Source organism: Nocardia sp. NPDC057227, assembly GCF_042669725.1.
Taxonomy (GTDB): Bacteria; Actinomycetota; Actinomycetes; order Mycobacteriales; family Mycobacteriaceae; genus Nocardia; species Nocardia asteroides_A.
The window spans coordinates 310,638-329,830 of record NZ_JBHUXA010000001.1 but is presented as its reverse complement, the minus strand read 5'-3'; the positions used below and the strand labels follow the sequence as shown (position 1 = coordinate 329,830).

16 protein-coding genes are annotated in these 19,193 nt (G+C 69.9%); 14 read left to right on the top strand and 2 right to left on the bottom strand.

From position 1 onward, the window contains the following. The first annotated feature begins 97 nt into the window (after positions 1 to 97). The 3 genes from ACFUJ1_RS01705 to ACFUJ1_RS01695 all read left to right on the top strand — a co-directional run bounded on the left by ACFUJ1_RS01705 (position 98) and on the right by ACFUJ1_RS01695 (position 4,303). On the top strand, positions 98 to 1,927 hold the full coding sequence (locus ACFUJ1_RS01705) for a flavin-containing monooxygenase (protein ID WP_378641350.1): 1,830 nt from the start codon (positions 98 to 100) through the stop codon (positions 1,925 to 1,927). A 97-nt stretch (positions 1,928 to 2,024) separates the two neighbouring features. Next, complete coding sequence (locus ACFUJ1_RS01700; RefSeq protein WP_378641348.1) at positions 2,025 to 3,200, top strand: homogentisate 1,2-dioxygenase; 1,176 nt, start codon at positions 2,025 to 2,027, stop codon at positions 3,198 to 3,200. After that, positions 3,191 to 4,303 (top strand): fumarylacetoacetate hydrolase family protein, encoded by a 1,113-nt coding sequence (locus ACFUJ1_RS01695; RefSeq protein ID WP_378641346.1) that lies wholly within the window; start codon positions 3,191 to 3,193, stop codon positions 4,301 to 4,303. Before ACFUJ1_RS01700 ends, ACFUJ1_RS01695 begins: the two co-directional genes overlap by 10 nt. A gap of 30 nt (positions 4,304 to 4,333) precedes the next feature. On the opposite strand, the gene ACFUJ1_RS01690 is transcribed toward ACFUJ1_RS01695, so the two are convergent. Then, the gene (locus ACFUJ1_RS01690) at positions 4,334 to 5,749 is read right to left on the bottom strand and encodes an MFS transporter (protein WP_378641344.1); all 1,416 of its coding nucleotides are present in this window, start codon (positions 5,747 to 5,749) and stop codon (positions 4,334 to 4,336) included. Between the two features lie 189 nt (positions 5,750 to 5,938). On the opposite strand from ACFUJ1_RS01690, the gene ACFUJ1_RS01685 reads away from it, so the two are divergent. The 5 genes from ACFUJ1_RS01685 to ACFUJ1_RS01665 all read left to right on the top strand — a co-directional run bounded on the left by ACFUJ1_RS01685 (position 5,939) and on the right by ACFUJ1_RS01665 (position 9,668). Beyond that, positions 5,939 to 6,361 carry a MarR family winged helix-turn-helix transcriptional regulator gene (locus tag ACFUJ1_RS01685; protein ID WP_378641342.1) on the top strand — a complete coding sequence of 141 codons (423 nt, stop codon included), beginning with the start codon at positions 5,939 to 5,941 and terminating at the stop codon, positions 6,359 to 6,361. A 163-nt stretch (positions 6,362 to 6,524) separates the two neighbouring features. Continuing rightward, positions 6,525 to 6,950, top strand: coding sequence for a hypothetical protein (locus ACFUJ1_RS01680; RefSeq protein ID WP_378641340.1), 426 nt, complete (start codon positions 6,525 to 6,527; stop codon positions 6,948 to 6,950). A 3-nt stretch (positions 6,951 to 6,953) separates the two neighbouring features. After that, complete coding sequence (locus ACFUJ1_RS01675) at positions 6,954 to 8,165, top strand: MFS transporter (protein WP_378641338.1); 1,212 nt, start codon at positions 6,954 to 6,956, stop codon at positions 8,163 to 8,165. Next, positions 8,162 to 8,752 (top strand): NADPH-dependent FMN reductase, encoded by a 591-nt coding sequence (locus ACFUJ1_RS01670; protein ID WP_378641336.1) that lies wholly within the window; start codon positions 8,162 to 8,164, stop codon positions 8,750 to 8,752. The genes ACFUJ1_RS01675 and ACFUJ1_RS01670 overlap by 4 nt, the downstream gene beginning before the upstream one ends. A gap of 28 nt (positions 8,753 to 8,780) precedes the next feature. Then, the gene (locus ACFUJ1_RS01665; RefSeq protein WP_378641335.1) at positions 8,781 to 9,668 is read left to right on the top strand and encodes a TIGR03621 family F420-dependent LLM class oxidoreductase; all 888 of its coding nucleotides are present in this window, start codon (positions 8,781 to 8,783) and stop codon (positions 9,666 to 9,668) included. On the opposite strand, the gene ACFUJ1_RS01660 is transcribed toward ACFUJ1_RS01665, so the two are convergent. After that, positions 9,649 to 10,299, bottom strand: coding sequence for a DsbA family oxidoreductase (locus tag ACFUJ1_RS01660; RefSeq protein WP_378641333.1), 651 nt, complete (start codon positions 10,297 to 10,299; stop codon positions 9,649 to 9,651). The genes ACFUJ1_RS01665 and ACFUJ1_RS01660 overlap by 20 nt on opposite strands. A 62-nt stretch (positions 10,300 to 10,361) precedes the next feature. On the opposite strand from ACFUJ1_RS01660, the gene ACFUJ1_RS01655 reads away from it, so the two are divergent. From ACFUJ1_RS01655 to ACFUJ1_RS01630, 6 genes are all read left to right on the top strand, one after another. After that, positions 10,362 to 10,766 (top strand): winged helix-turn-helix transcriptional regulator, encoded by a 405-nt coding sequence (locus ACFUJ1_RS01655; RefSeq protein ID WP_378641331.1) that lies wholly within the window; start codon positions 10,362 to 10,364, stop codon positions 10,764 to 10,766. Between the two features lie 356 nt (positions 10,767 to 11,122). Beyond that, positions 11,123 to 13,873: an AAA family ATPase gene (locus tag ACFUJ1_RS01650; RefSeq protein WP_378641329.1), complete on the top strand. Its 2,751-nt coding sequence runs from the start codon at positions 11,123 to 11,125 to the stop codon at positions 13,871 to 13,873. Positions 13,874 to 13,935: 62 nt separating this feature from the next. Beyond that, the gene (locus ACFUJ1_RS01645) at positions 13,936 to 14,751 is read left to right on the top strand and encodes a BTAD domain-containing putative transcriptional regulator (RefSeq protein ID WP_378641327.1); all 816 of its coding nucleotides are present in this window, start codon (positions 13,936 to 13,938) and stop codon (positions 14,749 to 14,751) included. Then, positions 14,748 to 15,962 (top strand): LuxR C-terminal-related transcriptional regulator, encoded by a 1,215-nt coding sequence (locus ACFUJ1_RS01640; RefSeq protein WP_378641325.1) that lies wholly within the window; start codon positions 14,748 to 14,750, stop codon positions 15,960 to 15,962. Before ACFUJ1_RS01645 ends, ACFUJ1_RS01640 begins: the two co-directional genes overlap by 4 nt. A 7-nt stretch (positions 15,963 to 15,969) precedes the next feature. Further along, the gene (locus ACFUJ1_RS01635) at positions 15,970 to 17,232 is read left to right on the top strand and encodes an MFS transporter (protein ID WP_378641323.1); all 1,263 of its coding nucleotides are present in this window, start codon (positions 15,970 to 15,972) and stop codon (positions 17,230 to 17,232) included. Between the two features lie 184 nt (positions 17,233 to 17,416). Beyond that, positions 17,417 to 19,186, top strand: coding sequence for an acetyl/propionyl/methylcrotonyl-CoA carboxylase subunit alpha (locus ACFUJ1_RS01630; RefSeq protein WP_378641901.1), 1,770 nt, complete (start codon positions 17,417 to 17,419; stop codon positions 19,184 to 19,186). Positions 19,187 to 19,193 lie beyond the last annotated feature (7 nt).

Genomic DNA, 19,193 nt, shown 5'->3' with positions numbered 1-19,193 from the left:
CACAGAGGAGAATGGCATTGACGCTGGAGGGAAGCGTTGTTACCGTCAGGACACCGCACGGTTGGTGTCGGTTCAGCGCGCACTTCAGGGGCACTTCATGACCAGTACTCTCGATGCCACAACCGATCCGGCGCTCGACGGAGCCCGGCTATGGCTGGCAGCCCTCGACGAGGCCTTCGCGTCCCGCGACCGGAGCCGATTCGAGGGGCTGTTCCTCGAGGAGAGCTTCTATCGCGATCTGGGAGCGCTCACCTGGAACTTCCGGCAGGCCGCAGGCCGCGACAACCTGATCGACCTGATCCTCGGCAGTATCGATGGCATCGCCCCGCGCAACTTCCGCGTCGACGAGAGCAAGCCGACCGTGCCCGCGCTCACGCAGGAGGAGGGCGGGCCGCGGGTCATCGAGGTCTTCCTCGCCTTCGACGTCGACGCCGGAACCGCCGACGGCCTCGCCTACCTGGTCGAGGACGCCACCGCGCCCGCGGGCTGGCGCGCCGTCAACCTGCTCACCCGCATCGACGGCCTGCGCGATCACGCGCCGCACTGGCCGCGCCGCGACCGCTTCGACGACACCCACCCCGATGTCCGCTGGTCCGAGCACCGCGAGAGCGAGTCGAGCTTCACCGACTCCGACCCGGAGGTGCTGCTGGTCGGCGGCGGCCAGTTCGGCGTGATGATGGCGGCGCACCTGAACCGGCTCGGCGTGCCGAACGTGGTGATCGACAAGCACGAGCGGGTCGGCGACACCTGGCGCAAGCGCTACGAATCGCTGCTGCTGCACCAGCCGCACGGCATGCTCTACTTCCCGTTCCTGAAGTTCCCGGACAGCTACCCCGAGTACATCCCGAAGGACAAGTTCGCGAACTGGTTCGAGGCGTACGTCGAGGCGCTCGACATCAACTTCTGGACGTCGTCGGAGTTCAAGGGCGGCACCTACGACGAGGCATCCGGCCGCTGGACCGTCCGGATCGCGCAGGCCGACGGCTCGGTCCGGGAGCTGCGCCCGAGGCACGTCGTGCTCACCACCGGCGGCAGCCAGAAGCCGCGCATCCCCGATATCGCCGGGCTGCCCGACTTCGCCGGCGAGGTCGTGCACTCCAGCAAATTCGTCGACGGCAAGCACTACGCGGGCAAGAACGTCCTGGTCGTCGGCACCGGGACGAGCGGCCACGACATCGCGCTCGACATCCACAAGCAGGGCGGCACCTCCACGATCCTGCAGCGTTCGCCCGCGATCGTGCTCGACATCGAGACCGCGAACCTCTCCTACGCGCCCTACAACCCCCGGGACATCCCGGTCGAGCTGATCGACATCCGGTTCATGTCGGGCATGGTGTATCCCCAGCTGAAGCAGAACTTCATCACCCAGACCGCGCTCGGCGACGAGATCGACAAGGAGCTGCACGACAAACTCCGCGCGGCGGGCATGAAGATCGGCTCCGGCCCCGAGGACACCGGCTTCTTCTACAGCTACTTCCTCACCGGCGGCGGCTACTACCTCGACGTCGGCGCCTCGCAGCGGATCATCGACGGCGATATCGGCGTCATCCAGACCGACGACGTCGAGACCTTCACCGCGACCGGCGTCCGGCTGAAGAACGGCGACGAGCTCCCCCTGGACGCCGTGATCCTCGCGACCGGCTACGAGCCCATCGAGACCGCGATCGAGGAGTGGTTCGGCGCCGGGGTGCGCGAGAAGGTCGGCAAGGTCTGGGGCTTCGGCACCGACGGCGAGATCAACAATGTCTGGAAGCCGACCCCGCAGGACGGGCTGTGGATCATGCTCGGCGCCGTCGCGCAAGCCCGGTGGTACACCCCGACCACCTCACTGCTGATCAAGGCGTACATCGAGAACCTCGTCCCGCGGGAGTTCCTGGCCGACGGGCACCCGTCGCGGACGCCGAAGGAGCAGATCGTCGAGATCTGACGCCGTGACCGTGCGCGGACCCGGGCCCATCGGCTCGGGTCCGCGCTCGTCTGCGTGTCGGGGTCCGCGCGCGCCCGGTTCGTGGCATACCTGAGGGATGGCCCACTACCGCAGCCTCGGCGACGTGCCGCCGAAGCGGCACACCCAGCACCGGGATGCGAGCGGCGCGCTCTACGCCGAGGAGCTGATGGGCGCGGAGGGGTTCACCGGGGACTCCTCGCTGCTCTACCATCGCGGCAGCCCGTCGGCCATCACCGCGGCCGAGGTGTGGGAGCTGCCCGATCAGGCGACCGTGCCCAACCATCCGCTCAAACCGCGGCATCTCCGGCTGCACGACCTGTTCCCCGACCCCGCCGATATCGACGTCGTCACCGGGAGGCGGCTGCTGCTCGGCAATGCCGATGTGCGGATCTCCTACGTGGTCGCGCACCGGGAGTCCCCGCTGTACCGGGACGCCGCCGGTGACGAGGTGGTCTTCATCGAGTCCGGCGCGGCCAGGGTGGAGACGGTCTTCGGCGCGCTCCCGGCCCGGCGCGGCGACTACGTCCTGCTGCCTGCCTCCACCACGCACCGCTGGATCCCCCTCGGCGAGGAGCCGCTGCGGGCCTACGTGATCGAGTCGAGCAGCCATATCGCGCCGCCGCACCGCTACCTGTCCCGGTTCGGGCAGTTCCTGGAGCACGCGCCCTACTGCGAGCGGGATCTGCACGGGCCAGCCGAGGTGCTGCTGGCCGACGGCAGCGAGGTCGAGGTGCTGGTGAAGCACCGCACCGCGCGCGGCATCGCCGGCACCCGCATGGTCTATGCCAGGCACCCGTTCGACGTCGTGGGCTGGGACGGTTGCCTGTACCCGCTGACCTTCGATATCGCGGACTTCGAGCCGATCACCGGGCGGGTGCACCAGCCACCGCCGGTGCACCAGGTCTTCGCGGGCAGTGGCTTCGTGATCTGCAATTTCGTGCCGCGCAAGGTCGACTACCACCCGCTGGCGATCCCGGTCCCGTACTCGCATTCCAATACCGATTCCGACGAGGTGATGTTCTACTGCGGCGGCGATTACGAGGCGCGGAAGGGATCGGGGATCGGGCTCGGCTCGATCTCGCTGCACCCCGGCGGGCACGCGCACGGTCCGCAGCCCGGCGCGGCGGAGCGCTCGCTCGGCGCCGAGCGGTTCGAGGAGACCGCGGTCATGGTCGACACCTTCGCCCCGCTCGGGCTCGGTGAGGGCGGGCTGGCGTGTGAGGATCCCGAATACGCCTGGTCATGGGCGTGATCGACGGGGCACGGCCGTACGGGGTGTTCTCCGCCGGGGGTGCGGCGCCGCGCGTCGGGGTCCGGGTGGGGGAGGGGGTCGTCGACCTGGCTGCCGCGCTCGGCGACGATGTGTTCGCCCGGCCGAGCCTCAATGCCTTCATGGCGCAGGGGCCGCGGCGCTGGGACGAAGTCCGTTCGCTCGTCGCCGGACTCGACGCCTCGTATCCGCTGACCGAGGTCACCCTGTACCGGCCGGTGGAGATCGCCGACTACGTCGACTTCTACGCCTCCGAGCAGCACGCCACCAACCTCGGGCGGCTCTTCCGCCCGAATTCACCTCCGCTGCTGCCGAATTGGAAACACATGCCGGTCGGGTACCACGGGCGGGCGGGCACCGTCGTCGTCTCCGGGACCGACATCGTCCGGCCGTGCGGCCAGCTCGCGACGCCGGACGGCCCCGTCTTCGGGCCGTCGCGGCGCCTCGATATCGAGGCCGAGCTGGGATTCGTGGTCGGGGTCGGCGGCGCGCGCATCACCCCGGACGCCTTCGCCGAGCACGTCTTCGGCGTCGTCGTGGTGAACGACTGGTCCGCTCGCGATATCCAGTCCTGGGAGTACGCGCCGCTCGGCCCGTTCCTCGGCAAGAGCTTCGCCACCTCGATCTCCCCGTGGGTCACCCCGCTCGCCGCCCTCGACGCCGCTCGCATCCCCACCCCACCCCGGGACCCCGTTCCGCTGCCCTACCTGCGCGGCACCGAGCCGTGGGGGCTCGACATCGATCTCGCCGTCTCCTGGAACGGGCAGCTCGTCTCCCGCCCGCCCTACGCGGGCATGTACTGGTCGCCCGCACAGATGCTCGCGCACCTGACCGGCAACGGCGCCACCGCCCGCACCGGCGATCTCTTCGCCTCGGGCACCGTCTCCGGACCTGCCCGCGACCAGCGCGGATCCTGTATCGAGCTGACCTGGAACGGTTCGGAGCCGATCGAGATCGCCGGCGCGCAGCGATCGTTTCTGGCGGACGGGGACGAGATCGTCATCGCCGCGACCGCGCCGGGGCCGGGCGGCACCCGCATCGAACTCGGCGAGGTGCGCGGCCGGATCCTGCCCTCGGTCGGGTAGCACGACTTCGCGCCGCATCGAAAGCCGCGGTCAGCGCTCCGGAGAGCCCGTGCCCGGCTGTTCGAAGTGCTTCGGGCGCAGCAGAATACTGATCAACCAGGCGCCGAGGAGGACGACGGCGGCGTCGACCACGATGGCCACCCGGATACCGCCGAGGATGGTCGTCGCGGAGTCGACGTCACCGCTCCGGCCCATCCATGCGACAGCGACAGCGCTGAGGATGGGGACGCCGAGGGTGAAGCCGATCTGCTGGGTCATGGAGGTCAGGGCGGTGGCCAGCCCCTGCTCGGTGTCGGGAAGAGCCGAGGTGGCGGTGAGGGTGTAGGACACCACGGCCCACACGTGCCCGACACCGCCGAGTGCCGAACCGACGAGCAGTACCGCCATACCGGTGCCGACCTCGTCGCCGATGAGGACCAGCGCGCCGGTGGCGACACCCTGAACGACGAGCCCGAGCAGGAGCGCAGCCCGGGGGCCGAGGCTGCCCACCACCCGCGGAGCGATCATGCCGCCGAGGAAGACGCCGAGTCCGAGCAGTGTGAACGCCAGCCCGGTGGTCAGCACGGACAGGCCGAGTACCTGCTGCATGTAGATCGTGAGCAGGAACGAGAGCCCGCTCTCCATCGAGAGTGTGATCAGCCCGGCGAGGTTGCCCCACTTCACGGTCGTCCGGGAGAGCACGCGCAGCGGCGCGATCGGGTCGGGGGCGCGCAGTTCGACGAGCACGAACGCCCCGAACATCACCACGGCGAGCGCGAGCGACAGCAGCGTCTCCAGGCTGCCCCAGCCGTTGGCGGTGGCTCCGGTGAGCCCGTAGACGAGTGCGACGAGTCCGATGGTGACGGTGAGCGCACCAGGCAGATCCAGCCGCTTGGCCTGCTCCCCCCGGCTCGGAGTGATCACCAGCGGGGCGCAGATCAGAATCGCGATCCCGACCGGCACGTTCACCAGGAAGTTCCAGCGCCAGCTGAGGAGATCGGCCAGCACACCGCCGAGCAGCGCGCCGGCCGCGAACCCGAGCGAGAGCAGCGCGCCGTTGAAACTCAGCGCTTTGGTGCGCAGCGGTCCCTCGGCGAAGGAGGTGGTGAGCAGCGCCAGCGCGGCGGGCATCACCGCGGCCGTCGCGAGCCCCTGGGCGACCCGGGCGACCAGCAGGATCGCGGGGTCCTGGGCCAGTCCGCCGAGCAGTGAGCCGACGGTGAGCAGTGCCATCCCGGCGAAGAACAGCCGATGCCTGCCGATCCGGTCCCCGATGCGGGAGAACATCAGCATGAAACCGGCGGAGGCGAGTGCGAAGGCCGTGCTGATCCACTGCAGATCGGCCAGCGCAAAACCGAGGTCCGAGCCGATCACCGGGAGCGCGACGGTCAGGATCGAGAAATCGACGGCCACCATGAACTGGGCGCCGAGCAGGACAGCCAGGGTCAGCCGCTGGCGGGAGGTCATCGGTGCGGAGCTCGGCTGCTCGCCCGGGGGCGCGGTCGTCGAGGGCGGGCTACTTGGATCGGTGACGCCGGTCATCGTCGGTACCTCTCGCGTGGAAGAACGGAAACGAGCACGCGAAGAATGTTAGAGCTAGAACTATTCAAGCTGCAAGAGTCAAGACTTGATGCATCTCCCGGCTACACTGGGGCCATGAGGACCGCCCCCGATGCCGCTGTCGGCGCGCGCGATCTGTGTGCGCTGGTCAACCAGGTGGCACGGCAGATCCAGGACCACATGCACGAGTGCGCGGGATCGCTGGGACTGACCGCTACCCAGGCGATGGCCCTGCACGAACTCGGGGAGCCGAGAACGATGCGCGAGCTCGCGGATCGAATGTCCTGCGAGCCGTCGAACGTCACCTTCGTCATCGATCGCATGGAGAAGCTCGACCTCGTCGAGCGTCGTCCGCATCCGAACGATCGGCGGGCGAAGATGCTCGTGCTGCGCCCGGCCGGAACCGAGCTGCGGAACAGACTGCTGCAGGTCATGGCATTGGAGACGCCGCTCGGGGAGCTGGACGCCGCCGAGCAGCGGCAACTGCGTGACCTGCTGTCCCGGGCGGTCGCGCGCTGACGCGCTGCACCGGAACATTCTTCGCCTCCGGCGCGCGAGAGCCCCGCACGGCACCGAGAAACTGAAGCCGTTCTGAAGCCCGGCGCATCGGCTTCAGCTCGGCTTTGGGTACGCCCGCGATCCTGGTGACATTCGATCGTGATCGTGAAGGGCGAATTCTTCGATGCTGCAGCAGAACACGACCAAACGGCTCGGCTACTGGCTCCTGCTCCTGCACCTCTACTTCGAGGACGACATGGCGGTGGCGCTGGCCGCGCAACGTCTGGACCGGCGGGGCTGGCAGGTATTGCACGCGCTGGCGATCGGGGTCGACAGCGTCGACGCACTCGACGACGCGTTCCGCCCCTTCCTCACGGTCGATCGGCTCGCCAGCTGCGACAGCATCGTCGAGGACTTCGTCGGGCGCGGCTGGGCCGTCGCGAACCGGGGGCGCCTCGCGCTCACGGACGCGGGGAAGGCGGCACACGTCGAGGCCGAGGCGATCGTGAACGATCAGGCCGAGGACATACTGGCGGGGCTCACCGAAGATCAGTTCCTCGCCGCCAACGGTGTGCTCGAGCGCATCGCCGCGAACATGCGACCGAGCTGACCGATGGTCGCCGACGACTCCGCCCCGCCGGGCATCGCGAGCGGCCGCCGGACACCTGCCGTACTGCTGGCGGTGCTGTCGGGGAACATGCTGCTCGATTCGATCGAGGGTTCGATCGTTCTGCTGGCGGTGCCGACGATAGCTCGCCGATTCGAGGTGTCGATGTCGGTCGCGCAGTGGATGCTGAGCGGGTTCGCCCTCGGCTTCGCCGCCATGATCGCCGCCGGTCCCGCGATCACCGCTCGGTTCGGCGTCCGGCGCGTCTACCTCACGGCGCTGGCCGCGTTCGTCGTCGCCTCGGTCGTCGGTGGGCTGGCCGACGGCATCGAACTCCTGATCGCCGCCCGCGTGGTGAAGGGTGGCTGTGTCGCGCTGACGGCGCCGGTCGGGCTCGCCGTGATCGGCGCCGTGTACCCGGAGGGTTCCGCGCGCAGGCGCGCCGTCTCGATCTATTCCCTGTTCGGAGCGTCCGGGTTCACCGTCGGTCTCCTGCTCTCGGGTGTGCTCACCGCGGTGAACTGGCAGTGGACGCTGCTCGCGCCCGCTCCGGTCGCGCTCCTGCTGCTGTTCGCCGGACGTTCGGTGCTTCCCGCTGTCGCGGTGCCGGCGCGCCCCCGGATCTCGGCCTCGCTCCTCGGTCAGGGCATGCTGCTCCGCTCGGCGGTGGCGGCGGCCGCACTGAATGGGACGTTCATCGGCACGCTGCTGCTCACCTCGATGCAGTTGCGCTCGAGCCACGGCTGGTCGGCACCGGTGATCGCGCTCGCGCTGCTTCCCGCTTCCCTGCCCCTGGTGCTGTCGGTGCCGTTCACCGGTCGAATGCTCGGACGCTTCGGGACGGCGAAGCCGATCGCGGTGGGCGCCGTGCTCGCTCTGCTCGGCGCGCTCGGCTACTTCCTGAGCCGGTATCCCATGCCGTACTGGACGGTGCTCCTGCCGGTGTTGACGGCGCTCGCGGCGGGGCTGGTGCTGTCCTTCGCGGCGCTCAACGCGCAGTCGACGATCGGCGTCGATGCGGAGTCCCGTGCCGCCGGGGCGCTGGTCTATCAGCTCTGGGTGCAGGGGGGAGCGGCTGTCTCGCTGATCGCGATCGGCCACTCGATCGGTGAATCCGGGGAGAGCCGGACTTCGGCGCCGGTGGTGGTGGCCGCGGCGGTGGTCTTCGCCGCGGCGGCCTGGGCGCCCGGAAAGCGGAAGGTGACGGTGATCTCGTGAGTGCCGAGCCGTTGACGCTGGTGATCGTCGTCGGAAGTGTGCGGGACGGTCGTTTCGGGCCGACAGCGGCCCGGTGGTTCGCCACCCGTGCTCAGGCACACGGCCGGTTCACCGTTCGGTCGGTCGATCTGCTGGATCATCCGCTCCCGCTGGTGATGCCCGAGCCGGACCGCGCACCGGCTCCGGAGGTCGCGGCGGTCCGGGATGTGCTCGGCGCCGAACTCGCTGCCGCCGATGCGTTCGCTGTCGTGACGCCGGAGTACAACCACTCCCTTCCGGCGGCGCTGAAGAACGTCATCGACTGGTACTTCCCCGAATGGGCGGCGAAGCCGGTCGCCTGCGTCTCCTACGGCGGCATGAGCGGGGGGCTGCGCGCCATCGAGCACCTCCGGCAGATCTTTGCCGAGCTGCACGCAGTGACCGTTCGGGAATCGCTGAGTTTCCACAACCCCTGGGACACCTTCCGCGGAACCGAGCCCGACGACGCCGCTGCCGCCGACATCGCGGCGCAGGCGATGTTGGACCGGCTCGCGTGGTGGGCGGAGACGCTGCGCGCCGGCCGCCTGCGCCGGCCCTTCGTTCGATGACCGATACCACCTGCTGAGAGGCACTCCGATGAGCACCGTCTTCGATCACCGATTCCGTTTCGTACTCTGCGTTTTCGGCCCGACCGGGCGCGGGGGCTGGGTGGAGGCGGCCCGCGTCGCCGAACAGCTCGGCTACGACGCGATTGCCGTCTCCGATCATCTCGGTGGTTTCGCGCCGGTACCGACCGTCGCCGTCATCGCCGAGGCCACCGAACGCCTGCGGCTCGCGATCTATGTGTCGAGCAGCACGCTGTACCGGCCACGGGTGCTCGCCAGGGACTACGCGACGCTGGACCAGTACTCCGGTGGGCGGGTCGAGATCGGGCTGGGTGCGGGGTACAGCCGGGCCGAGTTCGAGTCGGCCGGTGTGCCGTGGTTGCCTGCGGGGCAGCGAGTCACGCTGCTCGAGCACGCGGTGCACGAGTTTCGCGACCTGATAACGGATCACGCGTTCCGTCCCGGGTTCGTCGTCCCGGCCGGGCCTCCGATGGTGGTCGCCGGTCGCGGCGACCGCGTCCTGCGGCTCGCTGCCGAGCACGCCGACATCATCGGCTTCTCGGGCACCGCCCCGGTGCCCGACGGCGAACCGCTGGTGCTCGCGGATCCGGCGGAGATTCGCGAGCGCGTGGACTATGTGCGCAAGCTGGCAGGGCACCGCCTGCACGAAATCGAGTTCGGCATCCCCGTGCACCGGGTGTTCCGCACTCGGCCGGACACCGCCATCACCGACGTGTGGGGCAACGAGATCCGGCTCGGCGCGGACGAGCTGGACGAACATCCCGGCGTGCTGATCGGTTCCCCCTCGGAGATCGCCGACAAACTCGTGATGCTGCGGGCCAGGTACGGCTTCAGCTACTTCAATGTGATGGAGAGTGAACGGGACTCGTTCGCCGAGGTCATCGCGCACCTGCGCTGAGCGCTGCGCGCAGTGCCCGAAGGTACACCTGCGGCGGCTGCGCTCCGGAGATGCCGGGTCCGCCGTCGATCACCACGGTGGGGACTCCGCGGATGCCGATCTCGCGGCTGCGGCCGTGATCACTGTGCACCGGCACGGCGTAGTCGTCGCCGGCCAGCAGTGCCCGCACGTCCGCCTCGGCCAGCCCCGCGTCGGTGCCGAGCCGGACCAGCGTGGGGTGATCGGCGATATTGGCCCCTTCGCCGGTGTAGGCCAGCATCAGCCGTTCACGCATCTCCTCTCCTCGGTTCCGGTCCGCGGCGAAACGGTACAGCCGGTGCGCGTCGAAGGAATTCACCAGCAGTGCGTCTCGCATGCGGTAGCTCAAGCCGAGCTCGGCGGCCAGGAGGTCGACTTCCTCGACCGCTGCTTCCGCTCGCTCCCGGGTCAACCCGACATCGCGCTGCAGGCGCTGCGGAATGGTCAGTTCGGCATCTTTCGGTTCACCGGGGTGCAGGTCGAAACTGCGGTAGCGCAACCGGACGGCCGCTGCGCCCTCGAATTCCGCGAGTGCCAGATCCAGACGCCGTTTACCGATATAGCACCAGGGGCACAGGAAGTCGAACCAGAAGTCCACTGCGATCTCGTCCATGCCGCCAGAATAGGGTGGTGGGCCCGGTGGGAGAAGGGCTTACATTTTAGTAAGCTTGTTCCGTGCAGGTAGGGACCGAGGGTGCGGCAGGGGCTCCGCTGGACGAGGTGTTCCGGAAGGACTGTCCGGGACGTCCGGTGTTCGAGCAGGTGACCGGACGCTGGGGGCTGCTGATCCTGGTCGCGCTGAGCGAAGGGGCGCTCCGCTTCGCCCAGCTCCGCGACCGGGTCGGGCGGATCAGCGAGAAGATGCTGGCGCAGAACCTGCGGACCCTGGTCCGGAACGGTTTGACCGAGCGCACGGTCGAGCCGACGGTGCCGCCGCGGGTGACCTACGCGCTGACCCCCCTCGGCCGCGACCTCGTCGCACGGCTTCGGCCGCTCGTCGAGTGGAGCGCGGAACACGATGCCGAGATCGCGGCGGCGCAACGGCGCCACGACGACGGGGTGGCTGCGCCGATGCCGTGAGTGTCCGCGGCGGGTGAGCGGTAGCGTCGTCCGCCCGGACTCCGTGCCCTTCCGAATGGTCGTGCGGCGATCGACGGCATCCTTGCCCCGGAAAAGGTGGGCAATGTCCCGGTTGTCGAACAATTTGCTCCGCAGAATTCCGAAAACCAGAGTATGTGACTTCTGTCACGAGCCGAATCTGCCACTCGGACGAGGGCTGAAACATCCGGATAGAATCGGTGCGGATTCGTGATGGGCGAACCGGTACAACGGGGTACGTGCTGTTTTTGCCCGATTCGTGGAGTGCTTCGCGCGAATCCACTCGCGGCCGAGGGGGAGCGTAAGTGAATTCCTGTGCGCACAATAATGATGTCGAAGTGCCTCACGAGGTGATTCGGCACTCCGAATTGCAGAGAATCACTGATCTCATAGAAATCGATGAGCGTGGTACGCGGATCGTCGAGATCGTCGGCGAACCCGGCGCAGGCAAATCCTTCCTGCTGTCGGCGCTCGCCCGGCGCGCGGAGGCAGGCGGGCTTTCCGTACTGTCGGCGCGCTGCGCGGAACACGATCCCGACATCCCGTGTCTGCCCCTGCTGGCCGCGCTCGGAGCGATGACCGATCCCGCGGAACCCGCGCTGCGGCTGCACCGTTCGCTGTCCGCGCAGGGCCGGAGCAGGCATCCGGAGCACGATCCGCAGGTGCTGGAGGCCTTTCGGCACATGCTGCGGACGTCGCCGGCGAGAACGCTCCTGCTGCTCGACGACTTCCATCTCGTCGACCCGGCGACGCTCGCCCTGGTGCGCGCGCTGATCAGATCGGTCGCCGGGGTCGGCCTGGTGGTGATCGTCGCGCACCGGCCCCGGCCGATTCCGCCGCAGGTCCGGTGCTTTCTCGACGATGCGGAGCCGATGCCGGGGGTCAGGGTGGAGCTGCTCCCCCTGAACGCGGACTGTGCTGCTCGGTTGTTGCGGATGGACGAAGCGAACGCCGCCGTCGGGGAGCTGAACCGGGCGGCAGCGGGCAATCCGCTGTACCTGCTCACGCTCGCCGGGCAGCGCCGGGCAGCGCAGCTCGAGCTCGGCGAAACCTCGCTCGGTTCGCGGGTTCTCGCCGAGCTCGCCGGACTCGATCCCGACCAGGTGCACGTGGCAGAGGCTGCCGCGGTGTTCGGTGAGCCCGTCGACATCGACACACTGGCCTTCCTGACCAGGCTCGGCACGCATCGGAGCTGTCGTGCGACCAACATCGTGCTGGAGCGTGACCTGTTGCGCCGCGATCCGGCCACGGGGGCGGTGTGCTTCCGGCACCCCCTGGTGCGCGACGTCGTCGCCGCGCACACCGACCACCACCGCCGGAAGGCGATTCATCGGAGGGCAGCGGATCTGCTCGGACGGCGCGGCGCGCCGGCGGTGACGCTGGCGCCACATCTCGAAGCGCTCGACGACGACGCACTCCGTCCCGAGTATCGCCACGTGCTCTATCGAGCCGCGCTCGATGTGCTCGAGCGGGATCCGCGCCGTGCCGTGCGATGGCTGGAGACCGTGCTCCTGCGCTGGCCCGAAGGCTGCGATCGGGACCACGAGAACGATTCCGTCCGTATCGCCCTGATCCGCGCGTACCTGGCCTCCGGCCGGCAGCCGCAGGCCGTGAAACTGCTCCGGGAGATCCGCTCCTCGGCGCGGCCGGGCGCCGCCGCATTCGGGGCCGTTGCCGCCGCCGCGCTCGGAACGCCCGGAGTTCTCGAGGATCCCCGAAGTCCCGGTGCCGGTGCGCTCGACCCGTCGATGACCGCGGTGTCGCGCGGTGCGGTTCGTTTCCTCCGGGGTGAGCCGCTCACCGTCGGCGAATGGGGCGAGCTTCGGCGCGTCGCCACCCGGGCCGGCAGCAGGATCGAACGCGCGACCGCGTCGGCGTTGCTCGCCACGCAGTCCGTCTGGAACCACGATCGCGGCACCGACGACGGCGTGCCCGCCTGTGCCGCCGAGTTGGACGCGCTGACCGACGCGGACTGCGAAGAACATCCGGTGTGCTGGGCGGCGCTGGGCTGGGCCGAGGCGCTGTCCGGGGATCCGGCAGCGGCCGAGCGGCACTTCCGGCGCGGCCTGTCCGCAATCGCTCGCTCCGGCGACGTTCATCTGCGGCCGGTCATGGTCGCGGGAGCGGCCTACGCCTACCAGGAATTGGGGCGCTTCGCCGAGGCGGCGGAGCTCTGCGCCGAAGCGGCACCGATCCTCCCCGAACTGGCGCACTCCGGATTCCGTGCGCTGCTCACCGGCCTGGAAGCCCGCAATTCCGCCGTCATGTCCAGCACGAAGACCGCATCGGCGCGGTACGAGTCACTCGCGACGCGGTGGCCGCGCTGCTCGAGGTGGGGGCGCGTCGCGTTGCTCACGCTCGCGGACGCGGCGCTGCTCGCCGATGATGCCGAGTTGTGCGCGGCGCTGATTCTCCGTGCCGGTGGCGGGACCGAACTCCGGGAGATTCCGGCAGCGCTGCTCCCGTGCTGCTTCCAGGCGCTCGCTGGGGCCTCGGCGCGCGCGTTCGCGGTGCCCGCCCGGTGGGTCGACTGCGCGACCGATACCGCGGCTCGCGCACCGCAGCAGCAGGCTTTCGTCCGTACCGCGCACGGCCACCTCGAGCACAGCCGCGGTGACGTCGGCAGCGCCGCCGAACTGTACGGTCAGGCCGCGGAATTGTTCGCCGAGGCAGGCATGGTCGGTGCCCAGACCCGGATGCTGCTGCAGGCCGCGGTCGTGGCCGGACAGGCGGGGCAGTGCGCGACTGCCCGCACCCACCTGCAGTTGGCTCGACAGCTCGCACGGGAGTGCGGTGCCGCCGGTCTTCATCGGGCTGCCGTCGAAGCCGAGGCCGGTCTCGCCCGGGACGGCGCCAGGGGCGAACCGAATGTCGCGCTGCTGCCGCTGACCGATCGCGAACGCCAGGTCGCGCAGCTGATTTCGAACACCGGCATGCGGACTCGTGAGCTCGCCGACCATCTCGGTGTCAGCCCGCGCACCGTCGACGCCCACCTCACGCGGATCTATCGCAAGCTGGGGATCACCTCGAGGGCGGCGTTGGTCGCCGTGATCACCGGCCGGCTCCCGCCGGGTGAGCGATATCTGTGAGCGAAAGTCGGGCAAAGTACGCGATTTCCCCGATGCGCCCGGCGCACCACCACTGCCACGCTGTGAACAGCCTTGTACACCTGAAGACCGGGGGCCCGATGCACTACCAGATACTCGGCACCTTGCGGGTCGTGACGGCGAGCGGTGACGTGCCCGACCTGCCACGGCAGATCCGCGTGCTGCTCGCCGTTCTGCTCATGCAGCCCAACCACACGATTTCCACGGCGCGCATCGCGGAGTTGATGTGGAACGGTAATCCACCCCGTCGCGCCGATGCCGCGATCCACGTGTACGTTTCCCAGCTCCGGAAGGTCATGGCGCGGGAGGGGCGCGCCTGCGTGCTGACCCGCAAGCCCGGATACCAGCTCGCGGTGGCGGAGGACGCGCTCGATCTCCCGATCTTCCGGCGCCTGGTCGACGCCGGTGGAGCGGCGCTGAGCGGCGGCCGAACCGCCGAAGCCGCCGCGATCCTGCACCGCGCGCTACAGCTCTGGCACGGGCCCGCGCTGGCAGACCTCAGGGAGAACGCCGCGGTCGACGGCTTCGCGGCATGGCTGGAGGATCTGCATACCGAGTGCGCCGAGATGCTGGTGGAGGCGCAGCTGATCCTCGGGGACACCGCGAACGCGGTGCGGTTGCTCCGGGACCTGTGCCGTCGTCACCCGCTCCAGGAAGTCCACCACCGGCAGCTGATGGAGGCGCTGTACCGATCGGGTCGACGGGCCGAGGCGCTGCGCACCTATACCGAGGCACGGCGGGTACTGGCCATCGAGCTCGGCGTCGAGCCCGGGCCCGAACTGCGTCGCTGCTATCACCGAGTGCTGCGTTGCGACCTCGCCGAACCGGCCGCCGAACTGATCGACGCGGGTTCGAGATGAGTGCGGGCGCCGAGCTCCGGGTCGGGCCGGAATTCCGGCAAGCGCCGAAGTCGGTGCTGAGCACGGAGCCGGGCAGCGACCATTCGTGCGCATCGCGGCCACCTTCGTTGTCCGACCTGTTCCGAGTCCGTCTCCTCGGGGCCGCTCAATCGACGTTGAGCTGCCCCGAATGCCGGTCGGCCCCGCACCGGCTCTGGCCGGCGCTGACCGTGCTGCTGTGGTCGGACCGGCTGTGTGAGGTTCGCGCGCTCGCTCGGGGGCGATCCGGGGACACGCCGCCGGACCTCCTCGTGCGCGCGGCGTCAGCGCGGGCGGCGGCCCTGCTCGGTGACATCGCCACCGGTGTCGCGGAGTTGGAGGCGGTGACCGGGCCCGGTCGCCTGCCGGTGGGCGGAGCGGTCGCGCTTGGCTGGCTCGCCGAGGCGCTGACGGCCGCGGGTGAACCCGAGCGCGCGAACCGCGTGCTCGGCCGTGGGCTGGGAGCGACGACCGCACCGTTTCCGCGGGCTGTTCTGCTGACCGCGCGAGGCTCGGCGGCATCCGCCACCGGCGACCTGCCGCGGAGCCTGGCCGACCACCTGGCGAGTGGGCGGATGCTGCGCCAGACCACCGTCACCAATCCGGCGGCGGTGGCGTGGCGTTCGCGCGGGGCGCTCGTCGCCGCCGCGCTGGGGCGGGGCGATCTCGCCGCCGCATTGGCCGAGGACGAACTGGCCGCGGCTCGGCAGTGGGGGGCGGCGGGAGCGGTGGGTCGCGCGCTGCACGCTCGTGCTGTCGCACGGCACGACGACTCCGCACCGGAATCGCTCGACCGCGCGGCCGAACTGTTGCGGGTGGCTGGGTTGCGCGGAGATCTCGTCGCCGTGCTCTGCGACTGCGCGGTCATGTGCGCTGCCGGCGGTGACCCGGGCCGGGGCCGCCGCGCGGTCGCCGCCGCCGAGGCCGCCGCGGCCGGCGACCCGGTTCTGGCCGACCGGGTGCGCAGCGCCGCTCGCGTGGTCGGCGGCGATCCGGGCGGTCCCGCCCTGACCAGACAGGAGCTCCGCATCGCACAGCTCGCACGGCTCGGCGACAGCAATCGGGTGATCGCGGAGACGCTGTTCCTGACCGTGCGGACGGTGGAGTTCCACCTGTCCAATGTGTACCGCAAGCTGGGCATCAGCGGTCGCCGTGAACTAGCGGTGACACTGCCGTCCGCGAGCCCGCACTAGCGGCGCTGTGTCGACCGAAGCGGACACGGCGGCGTCCGGCCGGACGCGGGACGCTCGGCATTCGCGATTCGCGGTTCTGCGGATCCGGAACTTCCGGCTGTTCGTGGCGGGGCAGCTCACCTCGGTGACCGGCACCTGGATGATGGTCGGCGCGCAGGACTGGCTCGTGCTGGAGCTGTCCGGCAATTCGGCGGTCGCACTGGCATTGATCACGGTGTGCCAGTTCGGACCCGCGCTCGTGGTGCCGATCGGCGCTGGCGTGCTCGCGGACCGGTTCGCGAAGCGGACGGTACTGATCGTCGCCAACTGCTCGGCTGCGGTACTGACGGCGATCCAGACCCTCGTCGTGGTCGGCGGGCACATCGAACTCTGGCATCTGTATGCGATCGCGGCCGGGATCGGCGTCGTTGCCGCCGTGGAGACGCCGGTCCGGATGGCTTTCATCACCGAGATCGTCGGTGCGGAGCGGTTTCGGGACGCGTCGGCGCTCAGCGCGATGTACTTCGGGCTCGCGCAGCTGTGCGGCCCGGCACTGTCGGGTGTGCTGATCGGCACGCTGGGAACGGGTGCGGCGATGGGTGTGAACGCTGTCAGCTATCTCGCGACGGTGGCCACCCTGCTCCGCGTGCGGCCGGGTGAGCTGTATCGGGCCGATCGTTCACCCGGTCGCTCCGACCCCCTGCGCGGATTGCGCCGAGTCCGCGGCGACCTGGAGTTGCGGCATACCGTCCTGCTCGTCCTGCTTGTCGGGTTCTTCGCGCTCACCCTCAGGGTGACGACTCCGCTGCTCGCTCGCGGCGAACTGGATTCCGATCCCATCGAATTCGGGATTCTCGCGGCGGCGACGGCGGTCGGCTCGCTCGTGGCAGCGGTGCTGGCCGGAGCGCGGGGAACGCCGTCCGTGCGGCGGGCGGCCGTCGTGGCGATGATTCTGGGAGGTGGCGAGATCGCACTGGCTCCGGTCACCGCGCCCTGGCTCGCCGTGCTCGTGCTCGCGGTCTGCGGGGCGATGATCACGCTCTTCCTGCAGACGGTCAATCACCATCTGCAACTGGGTGCGGGGCCGGGGAACCGAGTGCACGTCATCGCCGTCTACACCATGATCGTGCAGGGAATCACCCCGCTGGCAGCCATCGCGGTGGGGGTGGCGGCGGAGCGGTACGGCGTGCGTGCGGTCGTCGCCGCGGGCGGAGCCGCCACCCTCGGTGGCGCGTGCGCGATTCTGCTCCGCCACCGCGTGCTCGGGGCCCGGATCGCGGGCAACGGCTGACCTACGGGGGACCACAGGGTTCGGCCCGTGCCCTTGAGCCGGTCGGCGGGGGCGTGCCAGAGTGAAGTGGCAACGAAATTTGTTGCACTACAACAGTTCACGTTCCAGGAGCGGTTGCGCGGCATGGTGGCCCGAACCGTCCTGCGGCGCAGTCCGTCGAGCGAATCATCGCAAAGGACATGTCATGCCCCTGTTTCGGAGAGTGCTCATCGCGAACCGAGGAGAGATCGCGGTTCGGATCGCCCGTGGCTGCCGCGATTCCGGGCTCGCCTCGATCGCGGTCTACGCCGACCCCGATCGAGATGCTCCGCACGTCCGGGCCGCCGACGAGGCCTACGGCATCGGTGGCGACACTCCGGCCGCCAGTTATCTCGACAGCGCCAAGATACTGCTGGCAGCGGAGCGCTCCGGCGCCGATGCCGTGCATCCCGGCTACGGATTCCTCTCCGAGGACGAGTCCTTCGCCCGGGCGGTGGCCGCGGCCGGACTGACCTGGATCGGTCCGCCCGCCGCGGCCATCCGGCTACTCGGTGACAAGGTCAGCGCCCGCGCGATCGCTCGCGAGGTCGGCGCCCCCCTGGTGCCCGGCACCGACGGGCCGGTCGCCGGCCCCGACGAGGCAGTGGCCTTCGCCGACCGGCACGGGCTACCCGTGGCGATCAAGGCGGCGCACGGTGGTGGCGGCCGCGGTCTCAAAGTCGCGCGGACGCGGGCCGAGATACCCGAACTGTTCGATTCGGCGGTGCGGGAGGCGGTCGCGGCCTTCGGCCGTGGCGAGTGCTTCGTCGAGCGCTACCTGGAGCGCCCTCGTCATGTCGAAACACAGTGCCTGGCCGACAATTTCGGGAATGTCGTCGTGGTGTCGACCCGCGACTGCACGGTGCAGCGGCGACACCAGAAACTGGTCGAGGAGGCTCCCGCCCCCGGCCTGACCGCCGAGCAGCATGCGCTCCTGGTCTCCGCGTCGAAGGCGATTCTGCGGCGCGCCGGGTATGTCGGAGCCGGTACCTGCGAGTTTCTCATCGGGACCGACGGAACGCTGTCGTTCCTCGAAGTCAACACGCGATTGCAGGTCGAGCACCCGGTCACCGAGGAGGTGACCGGCATCGATCTGGTAGGGGAGATGTTCCGGATCGCGGCGGGCGAGCGGCTGGAATACGACGATCCCGCCCCACGGGGACACTCCATCGAATTCCGGATCAACGCCGAGGACCCCGGTCGCGGTTTTCTTCCGGCCCCCGGCACCGTGCGCGTGTTCCGCACGCCCTCGGGCCCCGGTGTCCGCGTCGACAGCGGGGTCGAGGCAGGAAGCGTCCTCGGGTCCTCCTGGGATTCGTTGCTGGCGAAATTGATCGTCACCGGCGCCGACCGGGAACAGGCGATCCGGCGCGCCTGCCGCGCATTCGCGGAGTTCACCGTCGAAGGGCTGCCGACGACGGTCCCCTTCCATCGCGCGGTGCTCGCGGATCCGGCCTTCACCGGTCCGCGGCCGTCGATCCACACCCGCTGGGTGGAGACCGAGTGGGTCAACCGGATCGAGCCGCAGGCGAGCGCCGGTGACCCGGACCCACAGGCCGAACGCGAGACCGTCATCGTCGAGATCGCCGGACGGCGCCTCGAAGTTTCCCTGCCGGCGGCCGCCGGTGCGGCCGGGCCACCGCCCCCGGTGCTCCGCACCGGCCGATCCCGGCGCGGAGCCGCCGCCCGGCCCGGCGCCTCCGGTGCCGATCTCGCCGCCCCGATGCAGGGAACCGTCGTCGCGGTTCCCGTCGCCGAAGGCCAGCACGTCACCGCAGGGGAGCTGATCGTGGTGATCGAGGCGATGAAGATGGAGCAGTCGGTGACCGCGCATCGCGCCGGTGTCGTACGCGGACTCGCCGTGCGGGTGGGCGAGACGCTGCGCCCCGGCACCACCATCTGCAGCCTCGACGATCCCGAAAGCACGGCCGCGTGAGCGGCGA